The sequence below is a fragment of the Lachnoanaerobaculum saburreum DSM 3986 genome, assembly GCF_000185385.1.
In the GTDB taxonomy this organism is placed as follows: Bacteria; Bacillota; Clostridia; order Lachnospirales; family Lachnospiraceae; genus Lachnoanaerobaculum; species Lachnoanaerobaculum saburreum.
The window spans coordinates 122164-148688 of sequence record NZ_GL622296.1 but is presented as its reverse complement, the minus strand read 5'-3'; the positions used below and the strand labels follow the sequence as shown (position 1 = coordinate 148688).

Below are 26525 nucleotides of genomic sequence, written 5' to 3'. Positions count from 1 at the left end.
GCGATTTCTCTTTTACCGGAATCGTGATTTCCAATAAAACGGAATATTGATTTCCATGTGCCGGACAGGTGCGGGATTTTAGCCTGGATTATTCAATACTAACAATAGTTTCATTTTGTACTTTTAATATCAATATACATGTCATATAAATCAGATAGAAATGAGTACGTATGGATAATTGGCTCTATACTTTTTGGTATTGGATGTGGAAGCAGTTAACTAAAAATGAAAAAGAAATAGTGAAGAGGGTATATTAACTACAGGAGAAGCAGCTAAAAGAGAAAATATGAGCTTGGAAAGTTTTGAGAAGTATATGAAATGATCTATATTAAAAGGGCTGAATGACTATTTTAGTGAATAGAAAAGCAGCCCTTTTAATATTAGTATCTAAACCATCAACAATTTTTTGTTGACCCATTAAAAATGTTATAAAAACCAACTCTATAACATAGTCACATTATAATATGTATCATGGAATGGTAATTGTTGTTAACCACCTTTTTTATATAAAAACTTAATTGTGGTAGTAACTTATTTGAGTCAATAAACCTATTATTATAGCTATTTCCAGATACTACCTTTTATCTTTCTTTAACTTTACAATAAATTTCCCCCATTTTGCGTCCAAAATCACGAAATGCAGAGGAGAAATACTCTGGTGTTATGTGATTTTCACTTGCAGCAATACAATATTCTATCGTTTCATAGGCAGTACTATAATGATACAATACTTCCCAGTTATCTTTAACCATGAGAATAACTTCTTTTGGTGTAAATTTGCCGGATTCAATCTTCTCACGCAGATTCTTTTCTTTTTCAGAAAGTTCTTCTTTATGAAGATATTCTTCCGCTGTTACAGGCATACCCCAGTGAGATGTAGTTTCTTCTACATTATCAGCAGTGATTTCTTTGTTGAGATCAGTCAAAAACTGTTCGGCATGTTTGATGTAATGGAGCTTGTCGCCATAGATGCTATAAATGCATCTTAACCAAGTCTCTGGTCTTGTAGGATTGTAGTCACCACAATCAATTGTCCATTCTGTCTTCCATGTTGCATCTTGCAAAAAATCCTCAAGCATCTCAAATATAATCTTATTTTCCTTGATATGTTTGTCATTATCATAAGCCATATACTCAATGAAAGCCTGAAGACACTCTTTTGCATCTATTTCTTTGTTAAGAAATGCTTTGATGTAACGTTCAAGTGTTACATCTTTACAAGTAAAATTATTTTTAATATTATTTACTGTTCGCTTATTAGGCTTCTGCTTAGGAAATAACATAGATATAAAATTATTAATAAACATTATTTTACCTCCATTTGGCTTTTGTGATTTTTGTTAAGTCTACGAAACAAAAATCTTCCTTCTTTTTCGATGGCAATAAGATCATTTAAATCTTTCTCCGTAACTTCACCATGTATAGTACCTATATTCATATACTTCTGATAATACTCCCTAATTTTGTTCGGCATATGTTCAAAACTTATGTCTCCTGAAAGGTATTCATAACCGTTGTCTGTATGATATACGCTTACTTCGTAGCTGATACCATAGTATCTGTCTGAAAGAGAAATATTTGTCTCAAATGGTGTTTTGACTGTTTCAAGAGAAGAATCTCTAACTGCATTATCTAACCATTTTATTAAGTCGATAGTTCTGAATATACTAAGTGGATAATAAATATCTTCACATTCAATAATTGTTGCAAGAGCTGTATAAATCTCTGAATAGCTACAAAGCTCACCCCAATGCTTAAATGCATATCTACTACGTTCTCCAAACTCTCTAGAACCATAGGTGAAATCCTCATCCACTGTTTTAAGAACATCGTTGAAGCGATGAAGAATTCTATCCTGCTGTTCATCTACAATCTGAATGTAGTCGTATCTAAGTCTTCTTCCACGCTTATAAGTGAAGTGAATAAAAATCTGTTCCAGAGGTTTTACATCACTGATTGGATAATCCTTAAGAATGTCAACGCAACGAGCAAGTGTTGCCTTGAGCTCATCTTCGAGAATATCTTCTTCATTTATGAGTCTATGAAAAATAAACTCTGTCTCCTTGCGTAATGGACTCGTATATGGTGTGTAATATTCAATGATTGCTTTGTTAGTGAAATCACTAATATTTGCTCCTCCCCTATCTTTATCACACGCACCTTCAATAAGCATTGCTGTTAATATAGTTGGTTGGAAAATTTTACGTTCTACTTTTGCCATATATAAACACTCCCTTCTCCAAAGTACCAGTCTTGTCTTTATATAATTACATTATATCATCGTTTTGCTACATGTCAACATCAAATTGTACAACGATGCACAAAATATTTCATCTACTGTCTCCGACATTAGTATCAACACATTTTTAGCCCCTCAAAAACCAATGTTTTAAAACTACAACTTACGCTTACTGCAAAGTAATCTCTCTATAATGGTAAAAACCATACTTTACGGATTTATTTCAAATTTATCATATGTGATAAGCTTATTAAAATATTCAACAGACTTATTGTAATTAATAAATTTATTTATATAAAGATACTGTTCAACTTCATCAAGTATGAATGCACTTTGTTTTAAATCCTAATCACTAAAACCGTTTGCATAATGAATGCTTTTCATAATTCTTTTCAACTTTGTCTTTGGATATTCTTCTTTAAGTGTATTTCTCAATAGAATAATAAAGGCATCAAATGTTTGATTGTATAAATACTTTATACTTCCTCTATTAATAATATTCTCATTGCATAAATGTTAAATCAGCTTAGTCATATATTGTTCAAGGTTATGCAGTTAATGACAAATGATTAAAAGCATTGATGGATGTAAAAGAATTGCCACAACTATATTCCTATATTTTCTAAATAAAAATAATTTACTGTTTAAAGGTGAAGAAAAAATAATCTCTGACAGTACTTTGGTAGCCATTACTTTGTTATTGGCAGAATCAAAACCGGAAGAAGAAATTATGGTCAATGTGATTATGAATTTTTTAGAATGGTAAATTATATCTTCTTAAACCATTTATATAAAATTATCATACTGATGTATGAAGAAAATATCAGTCGTAATTTTTTAAGAGATAATTGAACACTATAATACCGATAAAAACTTGGCTGATTAAGTATACTCCTAAATAAATTAAAATATGTTTAGTATTCATAATGTTTAAGGCTCCAAGTACTGAATACACGATAATAGATAATATTATAATTAACAATCCAATAAGGTAAGTATATCTGCCGGCTTTATCTCTAAGCTTTTGTTTAAGTTCATCTTGTTGCTCTATTTCTTCGGCTTCTATTTTCTCTTAATATTTTTCTTTATTTTTTTGCCAATAAAAGTATCGAATTATTATAATAATACCTCCACCGGCTAAGGCACCGGTTAAACCATAAAATAAACCTGTTATTTTATGAGGATCAAGTGAAACTGCAAAATACAAAGATATGGCAGCTAATATGATGTAAACCGGACCATAAATCTATATATGAAAACTGACTAAAAAGCATACCTTTTTACCCTTACTTGATACCTTTATTTCTCCCTTATGCATAAGCACAATCTCCTTTGCTATAGGTAGTCCCAGACCATAGCCTGTACCTGAATGTGATGAGTCCAGTCTGAAAAATCTTTTAAATATATTCACGGTATCTTCCTTTGAAAGTTCTTTTTCAATATCATTTTCTATAGATAAGATGATATTATTTTTTTGACGGTTCAGTATAAGATTAGTATGTGAGACAGAGTATTTTAAAGCATTTTCCAATAGGATGGAAATAAGGTCTTTTATTTTACCTGCATCTCCAAGTATAGAAATATTTTCTTCTATAGTATAGTCTAAGGTTTTAGAATCTTCAAAAAATAAAGGTTCAAAATACAAACATTCTTTGGTAGCTATATCCGATAAAGCAATTTGATTCATCTGTTCTTTTCTGTCCTGCCAGTTTTCCAACCTGCTAAGATTGAGTAAGTCCTCGGTTAAATGCTTCATTCTGATACTCATTTCATCAATACCGTTTATATTTTTCTTAAACAGAGTAATACTTGAAGTATTGAAAGACTCTTTTGAGAGCAGCTTCTTAAGATTGTCAATATTACTGATAATAACAGTCAGTGGAGTCTTCAGCTCATGTGAGGCATCTGATATAAACCGGCGTTGTGAGATAATAGCATCACTGACCGGACGAATACTCTTTTTCACAAAATACCTTGAAAAAAGTATAATGATGGATGAAAGTATAAAGAAAAGGGCTGTAAGTAAAACAGAGAGTCTTTGTAAGCTCTTTATCTCATTGCTAAAGTCGGTAACGGCAATACGATACAGAGGTTTATTCTTAAAACCGGAATTAGCAAAGTCATTACTGATGTCGGCTTTATTGAAACGATTATCTGTATCATTTGAATGTTTTGCTTCATCTTCAAAGCTGTCAGGTGGTGTATCCTTTTTACAAAGATAGGCAAGCTTACCTTTATTTATTGAAGAATAAAGCTTGTCACTGTCAGTTATTTTAGATAATGCATCAGATATAAGTTCTGATTTCAGATCATCATCTAAGAAAAAATCAGGACCTTTACTGTCTAATATTTCACTGTCAGAGTTTATAAGCATCATAAAAACGGGGTAGGAACTGGATGTATTATCAACATGCATAGGTGAACTGATTGCAGCGGAAAGTGATGTTTTAAGACTGCTGTATAGGTTATATCTGTTAAAGAGGAATGGAAAGATAAGCAAAAATAAAAGCAAAAAAATACTGACAGAGGATAAAAGCAATGTAAGCTTTCTTTGTAGTTTTTCAATCATTTCTCACCTCTTATTTCTAAATGATATCCCAAACCTCTACTTGCAATTATGGAGATATCCGAGGACAGTGTTTTTAATTTCTTTCTTAAAAATCCGATATAAACCTCTACATTATTTTCCGTGGCATCACTGTCATATTCCCATATTTTTTCTAAAAAAAGATTTTTGGAAATATTATTTTTACCCTCTTTTAAAAGCAGTCTCATCATCTGGAATTCCTTGGAGGAAAGCCTGATAGAGTTTTCTCCGGATATAAGTTCTCCGGAATCTATATCAAGTGTAGTATTTCCATAGCTTATCTGATTGACTTCCTTTCCATGCCTGCGAAGCAATGCATTTACACAGGCTAAGAGTTCCCTTCTGTCAAAAGGTTTTGTAAGATAATAGTCGGCACCGGAATCCAGCCCCTCTACTCTGTCAAGTATATCCGACTTTGCGGTAAGCATCAGTATCGGAAGACCGTTTTTTTCTTTTCTTAGCGTCCTTGCTACCTGAAAGCCGTTTAATTTCGGCAACATTAAATCAAGTACCAGAATATCAAAATGAGAAGACCTGGCAAGTTCCAGTCCTTCCATACCGTCATATGCACATATTGTACTATGTCCACATTCTTCAAAAATTTCTTTAAGGGAGGAGGCGAGCAATACCTCATCCTCAACTATTAAAATATTCATAATCTCTCCATGATTATCTTTGATATAGAGATAATTTTATTCTTAATGCATTTAATTAAACCTAAAATTATTACCATATTTTCTCATATAATCAGTTTTTATTCAATTATAAGGCTTTGTTTTGCAATCCTTCTGATAGTGGAAGCACATTCTCTGATGTTTTTTACTGTTTTTGAAATATCGGATTCTATAATGGCGGCTTTTTTTAAAAACAATACCGCCTCATCTCCCTCCCATTGCTTGCTGATATCATTTGACAGGTTTTCTATTTCAACAACTGCTCTTCTTGAAAGTCTGTTAGCCAGTTCCTCCAGCCTGTCGGCCCTTCTCATTGCATCCCTGTACTGAATATTTATCTGTTGTTTGCGGTATGCTTCCTGATTATCAAACATGGTATCCTCCTTAAAAGCTTATTGACGGTATATTTATCAGGGGCTGTATAAAAATATATTAAAACAACAGCCCCCGGTAAATATAATTATGACTATCAATCTAAAATAGAGTCGGGAAGCTTTGAAACCGTATCCTGATTTACTCTTTCCATCTTTTCATATGCTTTTGCAATATCAAAGAGAGTAGCCGGAGTATCCTCAAGCTGATTTAACAGCTGCAAGAATTTATCTGAAAGTTCCGTATAGTTTTTTGTAGCGGCTTCATAACCCTCACCGTTCCAGTATCCGCCCATTTTTTTGATAATATTTCTCTGTCGCTCCAGTATCTGTTTCAATTTTCTGATACTGTCAACCGTTTTTTCGGCTTCCTGATACAGACTTTCGGTTTTAACCTGTAATTCGCTCATTTTGACCTCCTATACCCTAAAGTCATCCACTAAGTTAAGTAAGTCATCTTTAACTTTGCAGTACTCTTTATGGGACATTACAAATCTTTCCTGCATAAGTTCCAATTCTTTTATTAATTCCTCATAAACCATGGTTTCTTTAAAAAAACAGCTCATAAACCGATCTGCCGCCTCACCCGTCCATTGACTCTTTAGGCTTTCTACATTTAAACCTGTTTCTTCAAATGCTCTTTTTAATTCATAAATTGATTCTTGAAACTCATTTAAATCGTTTTTTAAAATTTGTACATCCACTCTTACATATTGCCCCATAGCACCTCCTATACCAGACTGAGATTCCAGCCCGAGTCTATTCCCTGCTCGGCCAATGTGTAATCCGGATCTAAAATATCCCTTCTAAAATTATCCACAAGTACCATATCTGCAATATTTCCCGTAAATGAGGTTTTTTCCTTCTGTTCCACCATATGTACAATTTCCTCTATAACCTCACGCACTTTAGCGTCCTCATTTAATTCAAAGTCATAGAGTTTATCCAATATAAAAACATTTATATCCACGATAATCACTGATTTCCTCCTTTTTTACCGGCTTTTGACATCGGTACATATATCTCTGTTGCACCGTCTTCATCCAAAGTACTTACAAAGGCATATCCGGGCTTTAGAGCCTTGTTTTGCTGTCTGTAACTTAGTTTATCAAAATTTAGAATCCTCTGGGAGATACAGTTGCCTCCCAAATGAATACCCTCTATCTGTTTAGTTAACAGATTTATAAAACGATATCCCAAAACCTGTGAACTCTGATCACTGTTTAATGTCATAATAAAGTAGAGCTTATGCAGTCTTCCCTTATCTGCAAAGTTCTCAAGTAAGGGACGGATATTTGCATATCGGTCTGTAGCGGATTGAAGTTTTTCCAAAAACTCTGTCAATCCGTCAATAAGGATAAAAATAGGAATCTCATCTGCCATATTTGCAAAAATTTCTTCCGCAGTATAATCTTCTTCCTCAAGAGCTTTCTTCTTTTTGTTTCTCTCCTTTAGTATGGGAATCAGACTTTCACACATCTGATACAGGCCGTCTAAATCTCTTATGATACAGGCATTCTCATATTCGGGCAAATGCAGCATATTTCCGGTCAAATCAATATAGTATACATTCCCCTTCTTTGCCGCCATCCGGTATATCATTTGTAATGCATTGGTTTTTCCGGTCATGGCCTTACCGGAAATCAGGTATCCCAGGCTTCGTATCAGGGATATACTATGCGGCAGGGCATCCTTCAGATTATAAGCAAAGGGCAGGAGAGAGTGATCTTTTAAGCAGTTTTGCACATTGCCGTCTTTCATAAAAATTTCAAAGGTAACATTTTTGGGAATAGTTGGAATTAGGGTTGGACGGATTCCCTTCCACAAGGCGTTTATATCCCGGCCCAGAGTTTTTATTTTTACCGCTCTGTCATAATCTGAAAGGTTCTCTTCAACTACGGCAACTTGGAACTCCAAAGCAAAATCGTCCATTCTCATCAGTCCTCGTCCCTTTATTCCCTGTTCAGGTAAGGTATCAATTCTCATCAGATTAAGTGCTTCCGTATAATCAAATTTTTCCTTCATTTCAAGCGGATAAACTTTTGAGAAGTTTTTGGCAAGTTTAAAGGGAATATCTGAGGAATGTAAAGAGGCTGTGGTAAAAATCAGGTATATACCGTATGCAATACCTTCCCTGCTAAGTTTTACCAAAAATTCTTCCATTTCATCCTTTACCTGATTTCTGAAATTACTGTATTGGTCGATATAAAATAAAACTAAAGGCAGTTTGTTTTCCGACATTTTATTATATTCAAAAAAACTTTGACCGCGTATCAGCTTTTTTCTGTCATCCAAAATCTTTTCTAATAGGTGAAAGAGCCTTTCAAGCTTCTCTTCCTCATTTTCAAATACAATTCCGCCACAATGTGGGAAGCTCTCAAAGCAGGCTGTAATGCGGCTGCTGTAATCCGCTCCATATACCTGAATCTGAGCCGGAGTATGCTTTATGAAAAGAGCATATAATAAAGTCTGTAAAAAGGTACTTTTACCGCTGCCGGGAAGACCTAAAATCAAGGTATTTCCATCCAAATCATATTCAAAAACAAACTGTTCCTGATTCCCGGGATGATCCACAATTCCCACCGATACGGGTGATACTCTATGTTCTGTAACCACATCTTTTTGATCTGTCTTTAATCCCTGCCATTCTATTCTTTCCTTTAAAGGAGTCATCCACAATGGTTTTGGAGATTTATAGTTGTTTTGTAAAAAAATCTCATGAAGATGTGAGATTACTGCATCAAGCTGTAACTTTTGCTGTTCTTGTGGGAACTCCTCACCTGTTGTTTTAAGCTTTTCCATATACAGTGAAAGAACTTCATCATTGGAATTTTTAGCATGCTCTGACAAAAACATAAAAAGATCATAAATTTTATTTTCATTTCTCTCATTTTTTTCAAAGGATATTCCCTCTGTTTTAAAGACTTTTATAAGTTCATCTAAAATCTCTTTTTGAGAGTGCAGGTAAAAATCCTGATATTTATTTTGATATTCTTTCATCAGCTCTAAAATTTTTAAAGACCATAGACGCTTTTTTTGTGCGGCAATTTTTCTTTGATTGGCATTTCCCACCAGTGATATACGACCGTTTAAATTCAGCATTCCGGCAATTTGCCTGCTCTGTTCTTCTTCCTTATAGATTGCTCCGCTGTAGCCGGACTGGAAAAGTTCATAGACCTCATCCTGTCCCACCTGCAAATAGCATCTGCCGGGATTTGTCAAATAAGCGGCATCAGGCTTTTTTAACATATCCTTTGAATCCTGTACATCCTGTACACGTAAACATAGTCTGAACTTGGAATTGCTCCAGATATTTTCATCCACGGTACCTGTAGGCTTTTGTGTGGATAAGATCAAATGTACCCCAAGAGAACGCCCCACCTGTGCAACACTGATAAGCTGCTTCATAAAATCAGGTTCTTCTCTTTTCAACTCTGCAAACTCATCCACTATAATCAAAAGATGCGGCATAGGTTCCGATATGCTGCCTTCTTTATACAGTTTGGTATAGCTGTTGATATTGTTGACTCCTGCCTCATTAAGTAATCGCTGGCGTCTTCTGTTTTCACTTTTTATAGACATCAGAGCTCTCTGCACCTGATTACCGGAGAGATTGGAAATGGCACCCACCATATGAGGCAGTCCTTCAAATAAATTTGCCATACCGCCGCCCTTATAATCTATGATGAAATATACCACATCATCAGGGCTGAAATTAATAGCCAGTGACAGCAGATATGTCTGAAGAGTCTCACTTTTTCCGGATCCTGTAGTACCTGCTACAAGTCCGTGCGGACCGTGATATTTTTCATGTATATCTAAAAAACAGGGTTTTCCTCCGTCTTTTATACCTACCAATGCTCCCATGGATTCATAAGTGCGGTTTTTAATCCAACGATTTTTCACTCCCAAATCGTTTAATGAGTGAACTCCATACATTTTTACAAAATCGATACCTGAAGGCAGCCCTGCACTTACATTGTTTTCCTTTACCTTATAAGGGGCAATTTTTCTGGTGATACTTTCAAGCTGTGTGGCGGAAATATAGTCAGGTGATATATTAATTCTGTCCTCAAAATCTGCTAAAAGGGAATAAAAGCCGCAAAATTCATCATCATTTTGAATTACAAAATCTACGCAATTGGGCAGATCCGTTACAGATTCCGCTATAATTACAGTATGTAATCCGATATTTTTTTCACTTTCAATATAGCTTTTTATTACTTCTCCCTCCAGATATTCCTGTTTTGTTAAGAACAATATATAATGAGGTGAAAGCTTTTGATCATTTTTATCCTCTGCATTAAATCTGTCACGTAAGGCTTGAGTAAGTTCAAAGAACACCTCTCTGGCTTCGTCTCTGTCACCTGCCATATATCTTATTCTACCGTCAAAAGACAGACAGTGCGGAAGCCATTTTAAAGTCTCCAAAGAAGAAGCTTCCTCTTCACTGTCTTTATTAAAAACCGCCGCAATTTTAACATCGGTATAACAGTTATTATAGGCAATCTGAGCGGATAAAAGTCTTATAATATCCAGTGCTGAGGATTTTTTTTCACTTACCACACCTATAAGATTGTAGTCTTTTAAATTAATTCCTATAGGGACTTCTTTCAATTCTTCAAAGGACTTTTTTATGGATTCTCCCCAGTCCTGCCAGGGATCTTTTTCTACACGAAATCCGGGTTTGGTTATATTTATCTCTGCCGGAGAAGGTAGAGAGCCTGTACCTATGCGATAATACATAAAGTCATCATGTGCCGGATTTCTGGTCCAAAGATTGTCTTCAACAAAATTTTTTGCATATAAATCGGCAGGAGTATAGATTCTTTCCAAGGCGGCACAACGTTGCTTATAATCCTCATCAATTTCTTTTCCCTTTTTTGTAAGGTAGTCTGTATAAGAGGAGATTCTTTTCTTTTCTTTTTCATCCCTGTCCTTACTGCCTTTTTTATAATTGGCAACACCCCATATTACGCCTAATCCCGCAGAGGCAACAGCCATTGCCAGACCTGCATGTCCGATTCCGGCATTTTGATTGGAGGCAACCATGGTACCTGCCATCATTGGCAGCATCATAGTCATTGAGGGGCCTATTCTTAAAAGCAGTGAAGCACTGTTTTCAGCCTCTTTTTCAGGCGGATTTTCAATATCAAAGACCTTTTTCTTCATAGGAAACAGCTGCCTTGGAGAGCGATTAAACAACTTTTTTTCATATGGGAAAAGCTTTTTGGCTTTACTTTGAAAATGTCTCTCATGAAGAATTTTCATTCCGTTTAAATGTACAGTATAGTTCTTATTCCCGGTATCAATAGCAAGGTATTTGCCAAGAAACATCATACGGATTCCGATGATCACTATTACATCACCTCGGTGCAGTCTTTGTTCCTCGGTGATTTTTTTATCATTCACAAATGTTCCGTTGGTACTGGCATCCTTAATATGCCAACTGCCGTCATAAAACTGTAAAACAGCGTGACGGGAGGACACCATATTTTTATAATCCAATACTATATCACAACTTTTATCCCTGCCTATGCTGACTATTTTTCTGTCGGAAAGTACAAGTTTTGACATATCTCTAAATGCCTCGGCGGATTCCTGAAAAAGTATTGCTATCTCTTCGCCATCTTTAATAACATTTATTATATCTCCTGAAAAAAGAGTCTTAGAAGCGGGATTTTCCATTTCTGCACCCGCTACTTCAAGCAAATACCATATATCACGAATTACCTCAAAACGAAGTTTTATTCCCCTTAATTCAGGTCGCTTTTTACTTTCCATCACTAAAAGATAATCCTCATTATTGATGGCAGGAAGTGTCACCTCCTGAAATCCGTTATTTGTAAAAAAAGTTAATGTTCTAATCACGTCATACCTCCTCAAACTTAAACGGGATTATTTGTACAGGCTTCAATACCTGTGCTAAGCCTTACAGCACCGATTGTAAAGCTGTTTGTAGGAACAGCAGGTTTTTTAAAACCTTTAATAATTGTTTGTATACCATTGTTATTGTTTTTATTTGCCAAACCGAAAAACATTTCCTTACTTACATTTTGATTCAGTGTACGTAAAAGCATTTGTTTATTGCTCATTGCTATGAGGGCAGGAAGCAGCTTGCCGGCAGGAGAGCAAAAGCTTTTTTTGATTTTCTTTTGTATATCAGGCAATGAACTTGATTTAGTCAAACTATAAAAACCTTTATAAACATTTTCTCCCGACTTACCCAAAGCATATGCCGGTATACATCCGCTTAAAAGTAAAGCATTTTCCTTAGAAAAGAAAGGTCTTATATCTTCGGTACAATTAAAGTTGCCATTACCTAATCCTGCACTGAATTTAATGTTTTTTTGTAAAATATCTTCCAACCCGCTATACAGAGGATTAAGACAGGCTGTAACAGCTTCTTTTGACGGCTTATTATAAATTAATGTACTTAAAATATTTAAAGGACTTTTTGATACCGCCTCTATAGCTATATTTGAAACAATAAAACTTTTTGCAACTGCAAAATCCTTTGCCAAATCAATGTTTGTGAAAATATTTTTAAAACTATTGCTTTTATAAATATATCGATTAAAGCTTAGAGGATCTTTAAAGTCACCTATGCAGATATCTTTTGAATGAAATCTGCCGTTTTTAGGATCATATACTCTGTTGTAAGTGATATGACGATTCAAAAAATCATCATAAATATGGGAGTTAAAGCCATATTCTGTAGAAAATAATTTAAAGCTTTCTCCTCTTTGATATTTTTTGCAAACTCCGAAAGGAGAATAGTCCGATATCTCATAGTTATTTTCATCTTTTAGACGAAAAATCGGATTTTTGTCATCATCACATATATTCCAAACCGGTTTTCCACTCAAACTTTCTGCCAGAGGGCTTTGGTCAAAATAAAAGTTTTGACTTATATTTTTTTCTATACTCCTTTTACAAAGCGGCAGGCCGTTTTCTGTCAGATAACCGGGATAGTAGATTTCTTTCTCTTTTTTTAGGTTCTTGTAGGTATATTCCGCCTCAATGCGATTTCCCAAAGCATCATAACTATATTGTACACTGCCTTTTTCATTTACAGCATATAAAAGCTGACCAAGTCCATTGTACTGATAAGTAGATAAAATTTTGCCGTCAAGTAGCTCACAAATCAAATCCCCTCTTGCATTGTATTCATAGGAATATATTTGTCCCATAAAATCTTTTTGTAAAAGCTGATTTTGTGCATTATAGGTATACCGAGCTTCTTCTTTAGATTCTTTGGAATATATTATATTGCCGAAAGCATCATATTTGTATTCACCAAAAAGCTCGCTGTTTTTCCAAGTTTTAGCTAAAAGTCCCCTTTTGTCATAGGCATAATCATAGGAGAGTATTTCCCTGTCCCTTTCAAAAATCGTTTTTTCAATAAGCCTGTTATAGAATTCATCGTAGTTATATTGAATTTCCATTAAAACCCCTGCATCATCTTGAACGGATAAAGTTTTTAACTTTCCGTTTTCATGGTAGATAAGGTTTTGAATGAAGCTGTTTGATTGCTTTTTAACAAGCCTATGCTTTTCATCATAGCTATAATACAATATATCATCTAAAAGATTTGCTTTTGTCAGATTGCCGAAACTGTCATAGCTGTATTCCACACGATTTCCGTCAGGATAAAGAATAGCGGTGCAAAGATTTGCCTGATTCCACTCATAACCGGCTATACTTCCGTCAGGATAATGTATACCTATGACCCTTCCTCCAAGGTCATAGTCAAATCTTACATTTCCCTTGGAATTAGTCGCCTCTGTTATCCAATCCTTATCATATACAAAGCTGCTGTTTTCATTATAGCTGCCCCTTTCAAAAATCTTTTTAACTCGCAAAAGGGAATCATATATAATTTCCTTACTGTCACCGTTTGCGTAATGAATCTTTTTTAAGTTTCCGGGTGAGCCTGTTTCAAAAATCTCACTATTTCCTAAACTGTCTTTTAATGAGATAAGCATCTTGTCATAATCTGTATCTATAAGACAGTAGGAGCCACTTTTTGTCATTGCCCATTCACCGTCACTAAGATTTAATTCTTCATCACTGTATTCACCGGATATAAGACAGTATATTCCTGATAAGTTTTTTAAGCCGTCATAGGAAAAGAAGACAGTCATTTTTTCATCACGCAACCATTTAATACGTCCTGAAATATCATATCCGTATCTTATAATATCCGGTAAATCTTTAGTACCTACAGACAGTAAGCGATTATATTGATCAAATTTTTGCACTGTTTCTTTTCCTAATTGATTGGAAAAAGTAATCATATGTCCGGTGCGGTCATATTTAAGAGAGGCAGTTCTTCCTTCAATTTTAAGTCCGCTTACATCCGAGGCACTGTATGAAAGCTGATAAAGTGGTTTACCGAGAGTTTTACTTTCTATAAGACGATTATATTCATCATATTTATTTTGCAAAAGGTATCCGAAATCCGCAGGAGAAATCAGGGTAATATTTGAAAAATCATCATAACTGATTTCCATACGGGATTGAAATGTATTTACCTGAACCACCCTGTCGGCCATATCATAATCATATATAATATACCTTCCTTCATCATCAAAAACAGATGCCAATCTGCCGTTGCTGTCATATTGATAGCTAAGGTAAAAATCATTCATTGAAATCGCTTTAATTAAATGATTTTCATCATAGTCTATATTAATATTTAAGCCGTTACTGTTTTTTATACTTATGGGCTGATTCCATATATTCCAAGTATAGTACTCCTCATATCCAAAGCCGTCTGTTATATTTACCACCCTTTGATTTTCATTATAGCTTAGGCTTTCCACTAAGAAATCTCCTCTGTAGCGGTTTAAAAGATTCCCACATGTATTATATTCCATAATATATACATCTTCGCCGGGAAGATGAAGCTCTGTTATATTTCCAAAATTGTCATACACATAATTTGTTTTTTCCTCTCCGGATTTATAGGAGAGCATTTTACCTGTAAGAGAATATTTGCAATTAATAGTTCTATCTGAATTATCCCACATACATCCTATAAGATCGTCAAAGGCATATCTTATATTAATTTCTCTTTCGTTTTCTATTTTTATATTGATGATTCTGCCAAGACCGTCATAGCTGTATTCCTCTGAAAGCTCCTCGGGAGCGTAAAGGCTTACAATAAACCCTTTTTCATCATAGCAAAGGCGGCAACTCTCTCCGTAAGCCTCATATCCTGTCAAACGGTTGTTTTCATCATAGAAAAACTGATGCGGTTTTTCACCCGGATAATCAATACTTATTACATTGCCTGCCAAATCATAGTGAATTTTTAAATAGCTTTTGCCGTTAAATGTATATTCACTTAGTTTGTGGTTCTCATCATAGAAAAATTCATGGAAAAATCCACCCTTAATAACGGCACTAAGCTGCCCTAATGCGTTATAATGATACTGCATGGTATCTGTTTCATTTACAGTCTTTTTTGTAATTCGATTATATTTATCATACTCCGCTTCGTATTTTAATAAAGGATTCTTCATTAAAAGGAGATTACCGTTCTCATCATGGATATATTCTGTAGTAAAACCGGTTTCATCACAATTTAGAGTCTTATTTCCATTATAGGTAAAGGTGAAAAAACGTCCTTCTCCCATAGACTGATGTACTACACGTCCTATTTCATCATAGATGTTTTCAAAAAGCATCTTCTCATCGGGATCTGTAATTTTTATCAGGTGGGCTCTGTCATCATAAAAATAAGAGTATTTTCTGCAATCATATAAATGAGTGAACAAGGATTCGGATTCCAAATAAATTTCCATTTCACTTAAAAGATCCTGCATATATTTAAACTTAATATAACGACCGATATTATCAGTAATTTTCACAAGATGATTATCTTCATAGGTAAAATCAAAGAAATATCCGTTTAATGATTCTACTTTAATCAAATGTTCCCCGTCATAAATAAGTCGCTTAATCTCTTTTTCTTTAATATATTCAGCTCTTAAACGTCCGTCTTTATCATATTTTAAAGAATGTAAAAGTTCGGGATCATAGTATCTAAACCCGTCTTCCTCTCTATACAATCTTTTTACGGTAGGATTTTGAGGGTAGAAGATATGATCCTCACCTTCTAAAAAAATAGCACTGCTACCGTACACATCAAAAATACCGAATATACAATTACCCATCGGTTTAATACAGCTCATAAAATTATGTCTGAATCCTCTGCCAAGCCCGTTATCATCTTTATATGCCGTATCATAGCAGATTGTCAATTCAAAAGTTTCTCCGGCATAAGTTTTAAAAGGGGTGATCTGCCATAAAAAGTTGCCCGAAAACATACTGACAGGGTCACCTCCATAGCCTGTTCCGGATTTTATACTTCCACCGACGATCCCAAGTACAGCCGCTTCTTTAAGGGCATTTTTATACCTGCTTTTTAGTGCATTTTGAGAAACGGTAATAAAATTATTTTGAATAACTCTGTCCTCGGCGCTTCGCATGATTTGTGCCGCCTGATGTAAGGTGCTTCCCATATGTGAAACCTTTTGAGACTCTTCATCACATTGATTTGATAAAACGCCCAAAGCTTCTTTAATGCTGTCACCGCCATGGCCCAATTCCAGACCAAGGGCAATATTTCTTAATTCCTGACTGCATCCTGCAATACTGCTTTGAATCCCCCCTGTTTTTCCGGAAAGACTTAAAATAGATGCAAAATTCATAAAAATATCATTCATTGATTGCTCCGTTTTGTTAAAGCTCCGGTATCATTGAGTATACTCTACATTGCCTTCTGTTACCGTTCCGATTTGAGCTCCTTCCAAATTGTAAATTATCCCGTTAAAATAACGATTATCGCGGTAATCGCCTACATACTTTTGTGTATCATTATATTCCGTTCCGTTAAGTTTTTGTGCGCTTTCTTTGTCAAACACTCCTACAAAGTTTTGCTTTTCTTCCTGCCCGGTTTCCCCCTTTACGGCAATGTAGTCCATGCTTCCACGCATATTGTCACGGAAATTATTCACATCCCAAGTATCTTCAAAGCGGAATGTAAAGGTAAAAATATCACCGTTTTCATAAGTCAGAGTATTCTTTTTTCTCTGTTTTACAATTGTTCCGGGCTTTAGCACTCCGTTTTCCCATTCTCCGATATAAACATTTTGTACCAGATAATGGCTGTTTTCCTCACCTTGTCCCTCCGTTTGATAGAAAAATCCTCCTATACCGTTTGGAACACCGTCTGTTTGTTCTCCGACATAGATACCGCTTCTTTCCTTAACTTCTTTAGCACTTGGAATCCAAAGATTGGTAGTATATTCCAAATAGCTGCCCTCCGGTAATTGTGACTTGTCTACAGAAAAAACATCATCAGCCAAAACCGGGTTGGCAGTTGGTGCCTCTGATATTTCACTGCTTTCTAAAGCTGTACTTTCAGATGTTATTACCGAAGTTTCTTCTGTGGTGGCATTTGCCTGTTCATTAGTTTTTTTTGGTCTTAATAAAAATGCAGCTCCTATAACCAATATAAGACCGGATACTGCAATAATCGGCAGCCATGTCTTAAAACCTGATTTTTTATTGTTCTGTGAGTCTTCCTGCATTTTATTTATAGCTTCTTCAATATCATCCCATGAAGAGTTCGTTTCAGCTTTTTTCCTTTCGGGATGAAGCTTTCTTGTACCCTCTGTATAATCAAAATTCGTCTCTTCATTTAGAGGAATATCTTCCGGAATGTCTTTTTCCTTTGGAGAATCTAAAACTGTTTCCTCTCTTGTAGAACTTGCCTGTTTTTTATTAATAATATAATCAGGTACATCCATGCGTTTTATCTCCAAAGATTTTTTTAGCTCGTCCTCATTATTTTTGCGATATTCATGAAGCTGCTCCAAAACCTCTTCGGCATTTTGGAAACGATCCTTAGGATCAAAAACACACATTTTTTCTATAATACCGAAAAGTTTTAAAGAGCCATGTGTGGGATTAGGGAATTTCTCACCTGTCTGCCTTTTTTTAAATGCATTTTCCAAACTTGATGCAGTCAGTTTCCCCTGCTCCAAAAAAGGCAGACGATTATTATTCAAAAGCTTGTACAACACAATTCCAAGAGAATAGATATCTGCATTGTGGCTGTAGGATTTTCCCTGATATATCTCAGGAGCCATATAATTGTCAGTCCCTCTATGTGAAAGGCTTAAACTGCTTTCCTTAAGTTTTCTGGCAATTCCGAAATCTCCAAGTTTGTACCGTCCATATTTGTTGCAAAAAAGATTATCGGGCTTTACATCACGGTGTAAAATATTATGTTCTTCACAGGCTTTTAGAGCATTTAGAATATCATCTGCTAAGGAAAGTACATCCCCTATAGAAAAATCCCTTCTTTTAATCAGAGAGTCCAGACTTTCAAGAAGTTCCATACGGATAAGAATATACCATCCATAGTTCCCGCCGGTATCTTTTACTATTTCAAAATCCAGAATACGGACAATATTGTTTTCTTCGCCCAAATCCTTCATAATCAGGATTTCTTTTTTAAATCTCTCCACCTCAGGTTGAAAATATTCTTCCGTCTCCTGACGTGTCAAAGAAAATTTTTCCTGTACTTGTTTAAATTCTTCTTCATCTTCCGGAATGCGGATTACCTTCACGGCAGATTCCTGCACCATTCCCCCGCTTTCCTTTGATACTTTAAAAACCTTACCATAGGAGCCTTCTCCTATTTTTTTCTCTATTTCCCAACCGGGCCACACCCTGGTTATGATTTCCCTGTGTGTCATATTTTCTCTTTCTCCGCTCTATGTATTTAAAAATAATTACATTAATACAGAATTTACTCCTATTCCTTGCGCTTTATATCCAATCGCAGAATAGTAATATTATCACGTCCTCCACGTTTTAACGCCAGGTTTAAAAGAATATCCATAGAATTTTCCATGAGATTCTCCTTTACTGTCCTCCCTATCTCATCAGGACTAACATAATCGGTCAGTCCGTCACTACATAATAAAAATTTATCATCAGGCTTTAGGTTCAGTTCCTTTATATGGGGGATAAGCTCATATTCTTTTGTATCCATTCCCAAAAATTGACTTAGACCGCCTTTTATCCATTTTTTCCTTCCATTTTCTACAATGGCGGTATTTATAGCATCAGATTCATTTTGCCAAACAGCCTTACCGTTTCTAATCAAAAAAATTTTACTGTCTCCCACACTTACAATATATGCTCTATTTTCTATCAAAAAGATAGCACAGAAGGTGGTTCCGGATTGCTTTACATGATTTTTAATTGCCATTTGACATACCTTTTCATTCATGCTGTGGATAAGACTGTAAAACACCCTCTCTCTTTCATCAGCATTCAGCCTTTGGAGAAGTTCTGAAATATTTTTTTTAATATTGGAAAAAAAGCCGGCAGCTTCAAGCGATGCCTGTGCTCCCAGCTTTTCTCCACCCATGCCGTCCATAATAGCGTAAGCTTCGGGTAAGGCGAAATTTTGTGATTTTAATCGGACGGATTTTGCCTTGTTCATATTGATAAATGTATCAAAACAAAAATTATCCTGATTCTCGACTCTTTTTTTCCCAATATCACTTATAAGTGCTGCATTTAAGGTATAATCAAAGGGCTTAAACAGCCTATTCCAAAACATCTCTGAAATCATTTGCGGTTTCTACATTCTTTTGCTCAGCCTGCTGATACATGCTTGCAAGTTCAGTCAGAGCGGATGCGTGAGCATCAATATTGCCTTTAAGCCTGTCAAAACTTCCCTGAAAACGCTTAAAATTATTTATATAGGTATTGGCGGCATCTCCGCCCCATATACCGCTTAAGCCTTGTACTGTCTGAAGCATCTCATTTGCTATCTGGTACATGCTGTTTCCTGATGCCGAAAACTCTGAAGCATTCCTTGTTAACTCCTCAGGGGTTACTAAAATATTTCCATCCATATTATTTTCCTTTCTTCATTAAGAAAATTTCTTTTAAGAAAATCTCTGCTGTGCAGCTTCTGTTGCTCTTGCCTCTGTTTCTTCATACTGTTGTGCCGTCTCTTCCAGCTTTACAATGAATCTTTGCAGTTCCTGAAAAAATGCCTGACATTCATCATAACTTGTCATAAAAGCATTGTGGAAGCTCTCCTTGGCACTTCCCTGCCACATTGTGGAAAGTTGAGCCTCTTTTTCATGAAGTTCTTCCATCTTCTGTGACAAATTCCTTACTCCGTTTTGCAGTTCATCAGCTTTGCTGCGAAGAACCGAAGGTGTTACTTTAATTTCTGCCATATTCAACTCCTATCCTTATACTTTGCCATACGGCGAATATAAATTATTGTTGCTTTGTTGATTGTAGTATAACAAAAGAACATTTATCTGTCCCCACATATATGTGTAGTTTTAGTACTTTTTAAAAGCCAGGTAAAATAACTCTTTTATCCACAGCCTCAAGGGCAATCTTTGCCATATTATGCATTCCGGTTTTACTTGTAAGGTTTTTTACATGGTAACGCACTGTATTTTCTGAAATATGGCAGTCATTTGCCACCTCGGCGTAAGTAAATCCCTTGGCAAAGCTTCTTAATACAGCCAGCTCCGCATCTGTAAGTTCCTCAAGCCTTGCATTGCCAAGTGTAATTTCCGGAAAGTCCTCTGAGAATGCTTTTTCGCCGATAGCTACATCATCAAGTATTGATAAGATTCCGGTTTGTATGCTTTCTTTAAACCAAAATCCTTCACATCCTGAACTTTTTGCCCTTTTAATAAAACTTTGATCAAGCATGGAAGTCATAATGATTATTTTGATTTTAGGGAAGCTCTCCTTTATTCTCTTTGCCAGATCCAGTCCGGAGGCATCATTCAGACATACATCTATAAGCACAATATCTATCTGCCCGGATTCACAAGCCGGCACTGCATTTTGGGCATCCCGGAATTTACATATCACCTGATATTTATTTTTCATTTTGGATAATTTAAGCTCCAAATACTCTATTGTAAAAGGTGAATCTTCCACAATCATAATGCCAAACATTTTTCACCTCCCAAGTAAACCTTCATGTAACCGTCCAGCCAAAAAACCTATGATAAAAATTATGGCATATTTGGCATTCCTACTTAACGTCTCCTATTTTGTTAAGCACAAATCTATTTATTTTACCGACCTCTATGGAGGAGAATTTTTAAAGTAAAAACGAAATCACTAACGTTCCCTGTTCATTATTTATATATAGAGGTATCCCTCTTTCATTCAGATAAGCACGAATCCCCAAGATACCTCCACCTTCATTAAAGTCTTTCTTTAGCCCTGTGCCGTTATCAAAAATACATATCTTTATTTTATCTTTAAACCTTTCCTGTGTCACAAAAATTTCTGTGGCGGCTCCATGTCTTACAGCATTCATCATAGCCTCACGTATACAAAAATAAAAAACAGATTCATACATTTCCTTAAAGAGATTTTTCTTTGGCAGATGTAAAGTACAGTGAAATAATGCCGCCAGTTGTGACAATTCTTTTTTATCATCAACTTTCTGCTTTGTGAAAGTATTACATGTGAGATTTTTAATAAGACTTCTCCACATGTAGACTATATTTTCCTTATCTACCGTATCATCCCCCGTCATATATAAATATCCTGCCTGCATACAGTCTCCAAATTCTCTGTGTAATCTCATTTTTAAATTAGGATATTGTGGCTTTGAGTATATATCAGGTTCTGTTAATGTTTTACTGTATTTGTTGCCTTCAGAATTTTTCAAAGCCTTTATGTTATATTTTTTTTCGTTATAAAGCTCTGTATTCTCTTTTATACTTTTTTTATGGCAGATTAAGCTTACTGACAGCTTTTTTCCTTCCTTTTTTTCACTGATTTCCATATATTCACTATTCAAACTTTCTCTCTGTAAAAGCCATGTGAGAAAGTTTGATTTATTTAAAATCATAGGGCTTTCAATAGTAAGAACAGCCTTTTGCCCGTCTTTAATATGTATCTGTACAAAATCAGGCATATACCCTGCCCATTCAAGTAAAGAAATCCAAAGCTTACATATAAAAAATGCCGTTTCAGGCAAGACCTCGCCACATCCTTCGCATAATTTAAAAGTTTTGATATCGGGAAACCATTTAAGTTTTTCCGAAAATTCCCAAAAACAAAGATTTATTTCATCCATAGTGACAGATTCACCGGACTGACAGATTAAAAAAAGATTTACATAGCGTTTTAAAAACACTGTCAGCCATATCATTTTTCTAAAGCAAAGACTTGATGCATTCCCTTCATCTTTAAATTCATTGAATGCGGATTGAAGGGTTTTAATCTGTCGGCTTAAGTCTTTATTAAGTTTAAATAAAAGGTACTTTTGTTTCCGTTCAAAATATTTCCATGTCATCTTTACCCCCATCAAAACAATGGATGATTCTATACCAAAGATAAACTGTAATTTTTCTTAACTATGTATAATTATAACGCTAAAGAGCCGTTTTAATCTTATTAAATTTGTTAATATTATTTTACAATATCATTTATCACAAGTAAATATGTCTTTATATTCATTGCTCCTTATAAAATCAATAAATTTAGTCGTCTTGCTGTTAGGAATTTTCCCCTTTTTCCACAGTAATCCGAAATCACTTGTTATTTCAGGCTTAACAGGTATTTCAACAAAATCTCTTGGATTTACTGCAAGAGATGAATACAGGAATGCTCCGCAATTTCCTCCCCTTACAAAATTTAAAATTGTACCAAGCTGACTCGAGTGCAAGAGTACCTCAGGTATAATATTCATTGCATGATATCTTGCAAAAATAGTGGAATTTTGTACAGAATCCGTATTAAATAAAATTATAGGTTCATCCTTAAGCATATCTAATGTAATCTCTTTTTCATTTGAAAATCTGTGATTTTTGGAAACACAAAAAATATAGGAATCATTCATTAAAAAATAAGACTCAAATTTGGAAATATTGTAAAAGTCCATATTTACAAGTGCTACATCCAAAATATCTTCATTTATTAAATTAGAAGCACGAATCGAGCCATACTCATATAGTTTAACAGGGATATTATAGTTTTTCTGAAATAAGTTAATAAGTCTTGGAAAAAATACTGTACTCATAAGCGGAGGTATGCCTATTCTTATTGCCGGTATATTTCTTCCCATTGACCCAAACTCATCATAGAGTTCATGGCTGTGTAACAGTAGCCCGCTTGCTTTTTTGTAAAATTCCTCTCCTTCAGAGGTTAATGTAATTTTATTCTTTCCATGATTAAAAAGTTTAATATTAAACTCTTTTTCCAAGTCTCTTATGGCAACAGAAATAGTTGGCTGTGTAATAAACAGTTCTGCTGCCGCCCTGGTTATGCTGTGATAGCGACATACCGCACAAAAATACTCCAATTGATTTAAAGTCATATCATCACCTTATATTTATTCTAAAAAATCAGCATGTTATAAACATGAATAATAAAGTTTATCTACTCATTATTATATCATTATCTGTATTTTAGTATAGTTTATTTTTATACCAACCCAAGTTAGAATTAAATATTCTTTTTAGTATAAGTAAACTACAATATGCGTGTAAGAAAAATTTATATGTAGGAGGAAAAAATATGAGTCCGGCAATAATAACATTATTATTTTTGGTATTCGCAATTATAATGTTTGTATCAGAAAAAATTCCTTTAGCCCTTACATCTATGATTGTTTGTGTGGGTCTTGTAGTGACCAAAGTATTAGATGTAAAGCAGGCTTTTGGTGGTTTTATTGATACCAATGTGATACTTTTTGTAGCTATGTTTATAGTTGGAGGTGCTCTTTTTGAAACCGGTATGGCAAATGAGATCGGCGGCTGGGTAACAAAGTTTGCCAAAACCGAACGTGGTCTTATTATTGCTATTATGGTAATAGTAGGTCTTATGAGCGGTGTGCTTTCAAATACCGGTACCGCAGCAGTGCTCATTCCTGTGGTTATAGGGATTGCTGCAAAATCAGGATTTAAAAGATCAAAACTGCTTATGCCCTTGGTATTTGCCGCAGCCATGGGAGGTAATCTCTCACTTATAGGAGCACCGGGTAATCTTATAGCTCAGTCCACACTTGAACCTATAGGGCTTAAATTCGGATTCTTTGAATATGCAATTGTCGGGCTGCCGATACTTATAGCAGGTATAATATTTTATGCAACTATAGGTTACAAACTTCTGCCTGACAATGACCCAGGCAATGAATCGGTTTTTGACATTGAAAACGATTTCAGTAAGGTTCCAAGATGGAAAAAAATTCTATCCTTAGTTATTCTTGTAGGAACTCTGCTTGGAATGATATTTGAAAAAGAAATAGGTATTAAATTATGTGTAACAGGTTGTATAGGAGCAATTCTCCTTGTAATTACCAAGGTGATTTCTGAAAAGGACGCTATCAAATCCATTGATATGAAAACAATATTTCTTTTTGGCGGCACTCTTTCACTTGCAACTGCACTTCAAGAAACCGGTGCAGGGGAAATGATTGCAGATAAAGTTATAGGTGGATTAGGTGCAAATCCTTCACCATATATACTTACATTTATAGTATTTATAATATGCTGTGCTCTTACAAATTTTATGTCAAATACGGCTACAACCGCACTTATGGCACCTATTTGCCTTTCGATTGCGACAGGTATGGGAGCGGATCCAAGAGCAGTGCTTATGGCATGTGTAATCGGCGGTTCATGTGCCTATGCAACCCCTATCGGAATGCCTGCCAATACAATGGTGGTGGGAGCAGGTAATTATAAATTTATGGATTATGTAAAGGCAGGTTTGCCTCTTATATTTATTGCAACAATAGTAAGTATGATAATTTTGCCGATTGCATTCCCATTTTTCCAGGCATAAAAACAGTATAAAGGAGATTGTTATGATTAATAAAAATAATGAAAAGGTACAAAGATTAACTGAAATAATGGCACAATTCGTGGGTTTTACAGCTAAAAAGCTTCCCGATGATGTAATAAATAAACTTGCAGAACTTAGTAATAAAGAAGACAGTCCTATGGCAAAGGTTATTTACGATACAATGTTTAGAAATCAGGATCTGGCGGTGAAATTGAATCGCCCATCATGTCAAGATACCGGAGTTTTGCAGTTTTGGGTAAAATGCGGAACAAAATTTCCATTAATAGATGAGCTTGAAGAACTTCTTCGTGAAGCCGTAATACAAGCTACAGTACATGCACCTCTTCGCCATAATTCTGTGGAAACATTTGATGAATATAACACGGGTAAAAATGTCGGAAAGGGAACTCCTACTGTATGGTGGGATATCATTCCACATTCAGACGAATGTGAAATATATACCTATATGGCAGGGGGCGGATGCACACTTCCCGGAAATGCTACAGTACTTATGCCCGGAGAAGGCTATGAGGGCGTTACAAAATTTGTACTTGACCGTATGACAACATATGGATTAAATGCCTGTCCTCCACTTTTAGTAGGAGTCGGGGTTGCCACATCTGTAGAGACTGCCGCCCTTAATTCAAAAAAAGCGCTTATGAGAAATATAGGTACACATAATCCAAATGAAAATGCTGCAAAGATGGAGAGGCTTCTGGAAGAAGGTATTAATAATATAGGGCTTGGACCACAGGGTATGGGCGGTAATTACTCTGTAATGGGAGTAAATATTGAAAATACTGCAAGGCATCCCTCAGCAATAGGAGTTGCAGTAAATGTGGGATGTTGGAGTCATAGACGAGGACATATAGTTTTTGATAAGGATCTGAATTTTACGATAGATACACATACAGGCTTTGATTATAAAGAAGGAGCATGGAGGTAATAAAATGGCTGTTGAAATTAGAGATGGGAAAAAAATATTAGTTACTCCGGTATCAAAAGAAGATTTAAAAGATATACATATCGGAGATATCATATATCTTACAGGTGATTTGACAACTTGTAGAGATGTGGCACATAGGCGTGTTGTTGAAGAAGGAAGAGAAATTCCGGTTAATGTAAAAGATGCGGCAATACTTCATGCCGGTCCCATTATACGTTCGTTAGGAGATGATAAATATGAAATGGTTTCTGTAGGACCCACAACATCTATGCGTATGGAAAAATTTGAATATGAATTTGTTGAGACTACCGGTGTTAGGGTGATACTTGGTAAAGGAGGTATGAAGGAAAATACTCAAAGAGCCTGTAAAGATTTTGGAGCAATTCATTGTGTCTTCCCGGCAGGTAATGCAGTGGTGGCGGCAGTTGAAGTGGAAGAAATTGTGGAAGCTCAGTGGAAGGATCTCGGTATGCCCGAAACACTGTGGCATTGCAAAGTTAAGGAATTCGGACCACTTATAGTTTCTATAGATTCATATGGAAGAAACTATTTTGAAGAAAAAAAGGTGGAATATAATAAGAAAAAGGATGAGCAGATAGAAATAATAAGCAGACAAGTAGGCTTTATTAAATAATCTATACTGATTAAAAACAACTCAAACTTCAGTGGAGTTTCAAATAAAACATAAAATAATCCGGGATATTTGGTATATAAGTTTTTAATATTAATGGGGCGGAAATATATAACTCTATATATTTCCTAAGCCCCTTTCTTCTATTGACATTATGATTTTTAAAACTTTATCTTTGTATATTGTAATATGTATGTAAGC

Annotated in this window: 21 protein-coding genes; 4 read left to right on the top strand and 17 right to left on the bottom strand. The window is 35.2% G+C overall.

What is annotated here, in order from left to right; translation table 11 throughout:
- Positions 1–581 precede the first annotated feature (581 nt).
- Positions 582–1307 carry a hypothetical protein gene (locus tag HMPREF0381_RS00775; RefSeq protein ID WP_008749934.1) on the bottom strand — a complete coding sequence of 242 codons (726 nt, stop codon included), beginning with the start codon at positions 1305–1307 and terminating at the stop codon, positions 582–584.
- Positions 1307–2221 carry a hypothetical protein gene (locus HMPREF0381_RS00770; RefSeq protein ID WP_008749933.1) on the bottom strand — a complete coding sequence of 305 codons (915 nt, stop codon included), beginning with the start codon at positions 2219–2221 and terminating at the stop codon, positions 1307–1309. Before HMPREF0381_RS00770 ends, HMPREF0381_RS00775 begins: the two co-directional genes overlap by 1 nt.
- 583 nt (positions 2222–2804) lie before the next feature.
- Here HMPREF0381_RS00770 and HMPREF0381_RS00765 point away from each other — a divergent pair.
- Positions 2805–3005, top strand: a complete 201-nt coding sequence (locus tag HMPREF0381_RS00765) for a hypothetical protein (RefSeq protein WP_008749932.1) — start codon at positions 2805–2807, stop codon at positions 3003–3005.
- 480 nt (positions 3006–3485) lie between these two features.
- Here the strand turns inward: HMPREF0381_RS00765 and HMPREF0381_RS00760 are convergent, their stop codons facing one another.
- The 15 genes from HMPREF0381_RS00760 to HMPREF0381_RS00690 form a co-directional block, all read right to left on the bottom strand.
- Positions 3486–4808 (bottom strand): sensor histidine kinase, encoded by a 1323-nt coding sequence (locus HMPREF0381_RS00760; protein ID WP_008749930.1) that lies wholly within the window; start codon positions 4806–4808, stop codon positions 3486–3488.
- Complete coding sequence (locus HMPREF0381_RS00755; protein WP_008749929.1) at positions 4805–5482, bottom strand: response regulator transcription factor; 678 nt, start codon at positions 5480–5482, stop codon at positions 4805–4807. The genes HMPREF0381_RS00760 and HMPREF0381_RS00755 overlap by 4 nt, the downstream gene beginning before the upstream one ends.
- Positions 5483–5580: 98 nt before the next feature.
- On the bottom strand, positions 5581–5874 hold the full coding sequence (locus tag HMPREF0381_RS00750) for a hypothetical protein (RefSeq protein WP_008749928.1): 294 nt from the start codon (positions 5872–5874) through the stop codon (positions 5581–5583).
- 95 nt (positions 5875–5969) lie between these two features.
- A complete protein-coding gene (locus tag HMPREF0381_RS00745; protein ID WP_008749927.1) occupies positions 5970–6281 on the bottom strand; it encodes a WXG100 family type VII secretion target in 312 nt (103 codons plus the stop codon).
- A gap of 9 nt (positions 6282–6290) precedes the next feature.
- Positions 6291–6593: an NUDIX hydrolase gene (locus HMPREF0381_RS00740; protein WP_008749926.1), complete on the bottom strand. Its 303-nt coding sequence runs from the start codon at positions 6591–6593 to the stop codon at positions 6291–6293.
- 8 nt (positions 6594–6601) lie between these two features.
- The gene (locus HMPREF0381_RS00735; protein ID WP_008749925.1) at positions 6602–6850 is read right to left on the bottom strand and encodes an EsaB/YukD family protein; all 249 of its coding nucleotides are present in this window, start codon (positions 6848–6850) and stop codon (positions 6602–6604) included.
- Positions 6847–11742 carry an FtsK/SpoIIIE domain-containing protein gene (locus HMPREF0381_RS00730; protein ID WP_008749924.1) on the bottom strand — a complete coding sequence of 1632 codons (4896 nt, stop codon included), beginning with the start codon at positions 11740–11742 and terminating at the stop codon, positions 6847–6849. The genes HMPREF0381_RS00735 and HMPREF0381_RS00730 overlap by 4 nt, the downstream gene beginning before the upstream one ends.
- A gap of 17 nt (positions 11743–11759) precedes the next feature.
- Entirely contained in the window at positions 11760–16607 is a 4848-nt protein-coding gene (locus HMPREF0381_RS00725) for an RHS repeat protein (RefSeq protein WP_008749923.1), read from the bottom strand.
- A gap of 30 nt (positions 16608–16637) precedes the next feature.
- A complete protein-coding gene (locus tag HMPREF0381_RS00720; RefSeq protein ID WP_008749922.1) occupies positions 16638–18647 on the bottom strand; it encodes a serine/threonine-protein kinase in 2010 nt (669 codons plus the stop codon).
- A 59-nt stretch (positions 18648–18706) separates the two neighbouring features.
- On the bottom strand, positions 18707–19534 hold the full coding sequence (locus HMPREF0381_RS00715; RefSeq protein ID WP_242824368.1) for a PP2C family protein-serine/threonine phosphatase: 828 nt from the start codon (positions 19532–19534) through the stop codon (positions 18707–18709).
- Complete coding sequence (locus HMPREF0381_RS00710) at positions 19509–19820, bottom strand: WXG100 family type VII secretion target (RefSeq protein ID WP_008749920.1); 312 nt, start codon at positions 19818–19820, stop codon at positions 19509–19511. The genes HMPREF0381_RS00715 and HMPREF0381_RS00710 overlap by 26 nt, the downstream gene beginning before the upstream one ends.
- 33 nt (positions 19821–19853) lie before the next feature.
- The gene (locus tag HMPREF0381_RS00705; protein ID WP_008749919.1) at positions 19854–20153 is read right to left on the bottom strand and encodes a WXG100 family type VII secretion target; all 300 of its coding nucleotides are present in this window, start codon (positions 20151–20153) and stop codon (positions 19854–19856) included.
- Positions 20154–20274: 121 nt separating this feature from the next.
- On the bottom strand, positions 20275–20898 hold the full coding sequence (locus tag HMPREF0381_RS00700) for a response regulator transcription factor (protein WP_008749918.1): 624 nt from the start codon (positions 20896–20898) through the stop codon (positions 20275–20277).
- A 148-nt stretch (positions 20899–21046) separates the two neighbouring features.
- A complete protein-coding gene (locus tag HMPREF0381_RS00695; protein ID WP_040460979.1) occupies positions 21047–22255 on the bottom strand; it encodes a sensor histidine kinase in 1209 nt (402 codons plus the stop codon).
- Between the two features lie 129 nt (positions 22256–22384).
- A complete protein-coding gene (locus HMPREF0381_RS00690; protein WP_008749916.1) occupies positions 22385–23278 on the bottom strand; it encodes a LysR family transcriptional regulator in 894 nt (297 codons plus the stop codon).
- A gap of 200 nt (positions 23279–23478) precedes the next feature.
- Here HMPREF0381_RS00690 and HMPREF0381_RS00685 point away from each other — a divergent pair, with 200 nt between their 5' ends.
- The 3 genes from HMPREF0381_RS00685 to ttdB are packed head-to-tail and all read left to right on the top strand — an operon-like array spanning position 23479 to position 26327.
- Complete coding sequence (locus tag HMPREF0381_RS00685; RefSeq protein WP_008749915.1) at positions 23479–24747, top strand: SLC13 family permease; 1269 nt, start codon at positions 23479–23481, stop codon at positions 24745–24747.
- Positions 24748–24769: 22 nt separating this feature from the next.
- Positions 24770–25693: a L(+)-tartrate dehydratase subunit alpha gene (gene ttdA, locus HMPREF0381_RS00680; protein WP_008749914.1), complete on the top strand. Its 924-nt coding sequence runs from the start codon at positions 24770–24772 to the stop codon at positions 25691–25693.
- A gap of 4 nt (positions 25694–25697) precedes the next feature.
- Positions 25698–26327: a L(+)-tartrate dehydratase subunit beta gene (gene ttdB, locus HMPREF0381_RS00675; protein ID WP_040460977.1), complete on the top strand. Its 630-nt coding sequence runs from the start codon at positions 25698–25700 to the stop codon at positions 26325–26327.
- Positions 26328–26525 lie beyond the last annotated feature (198 nt).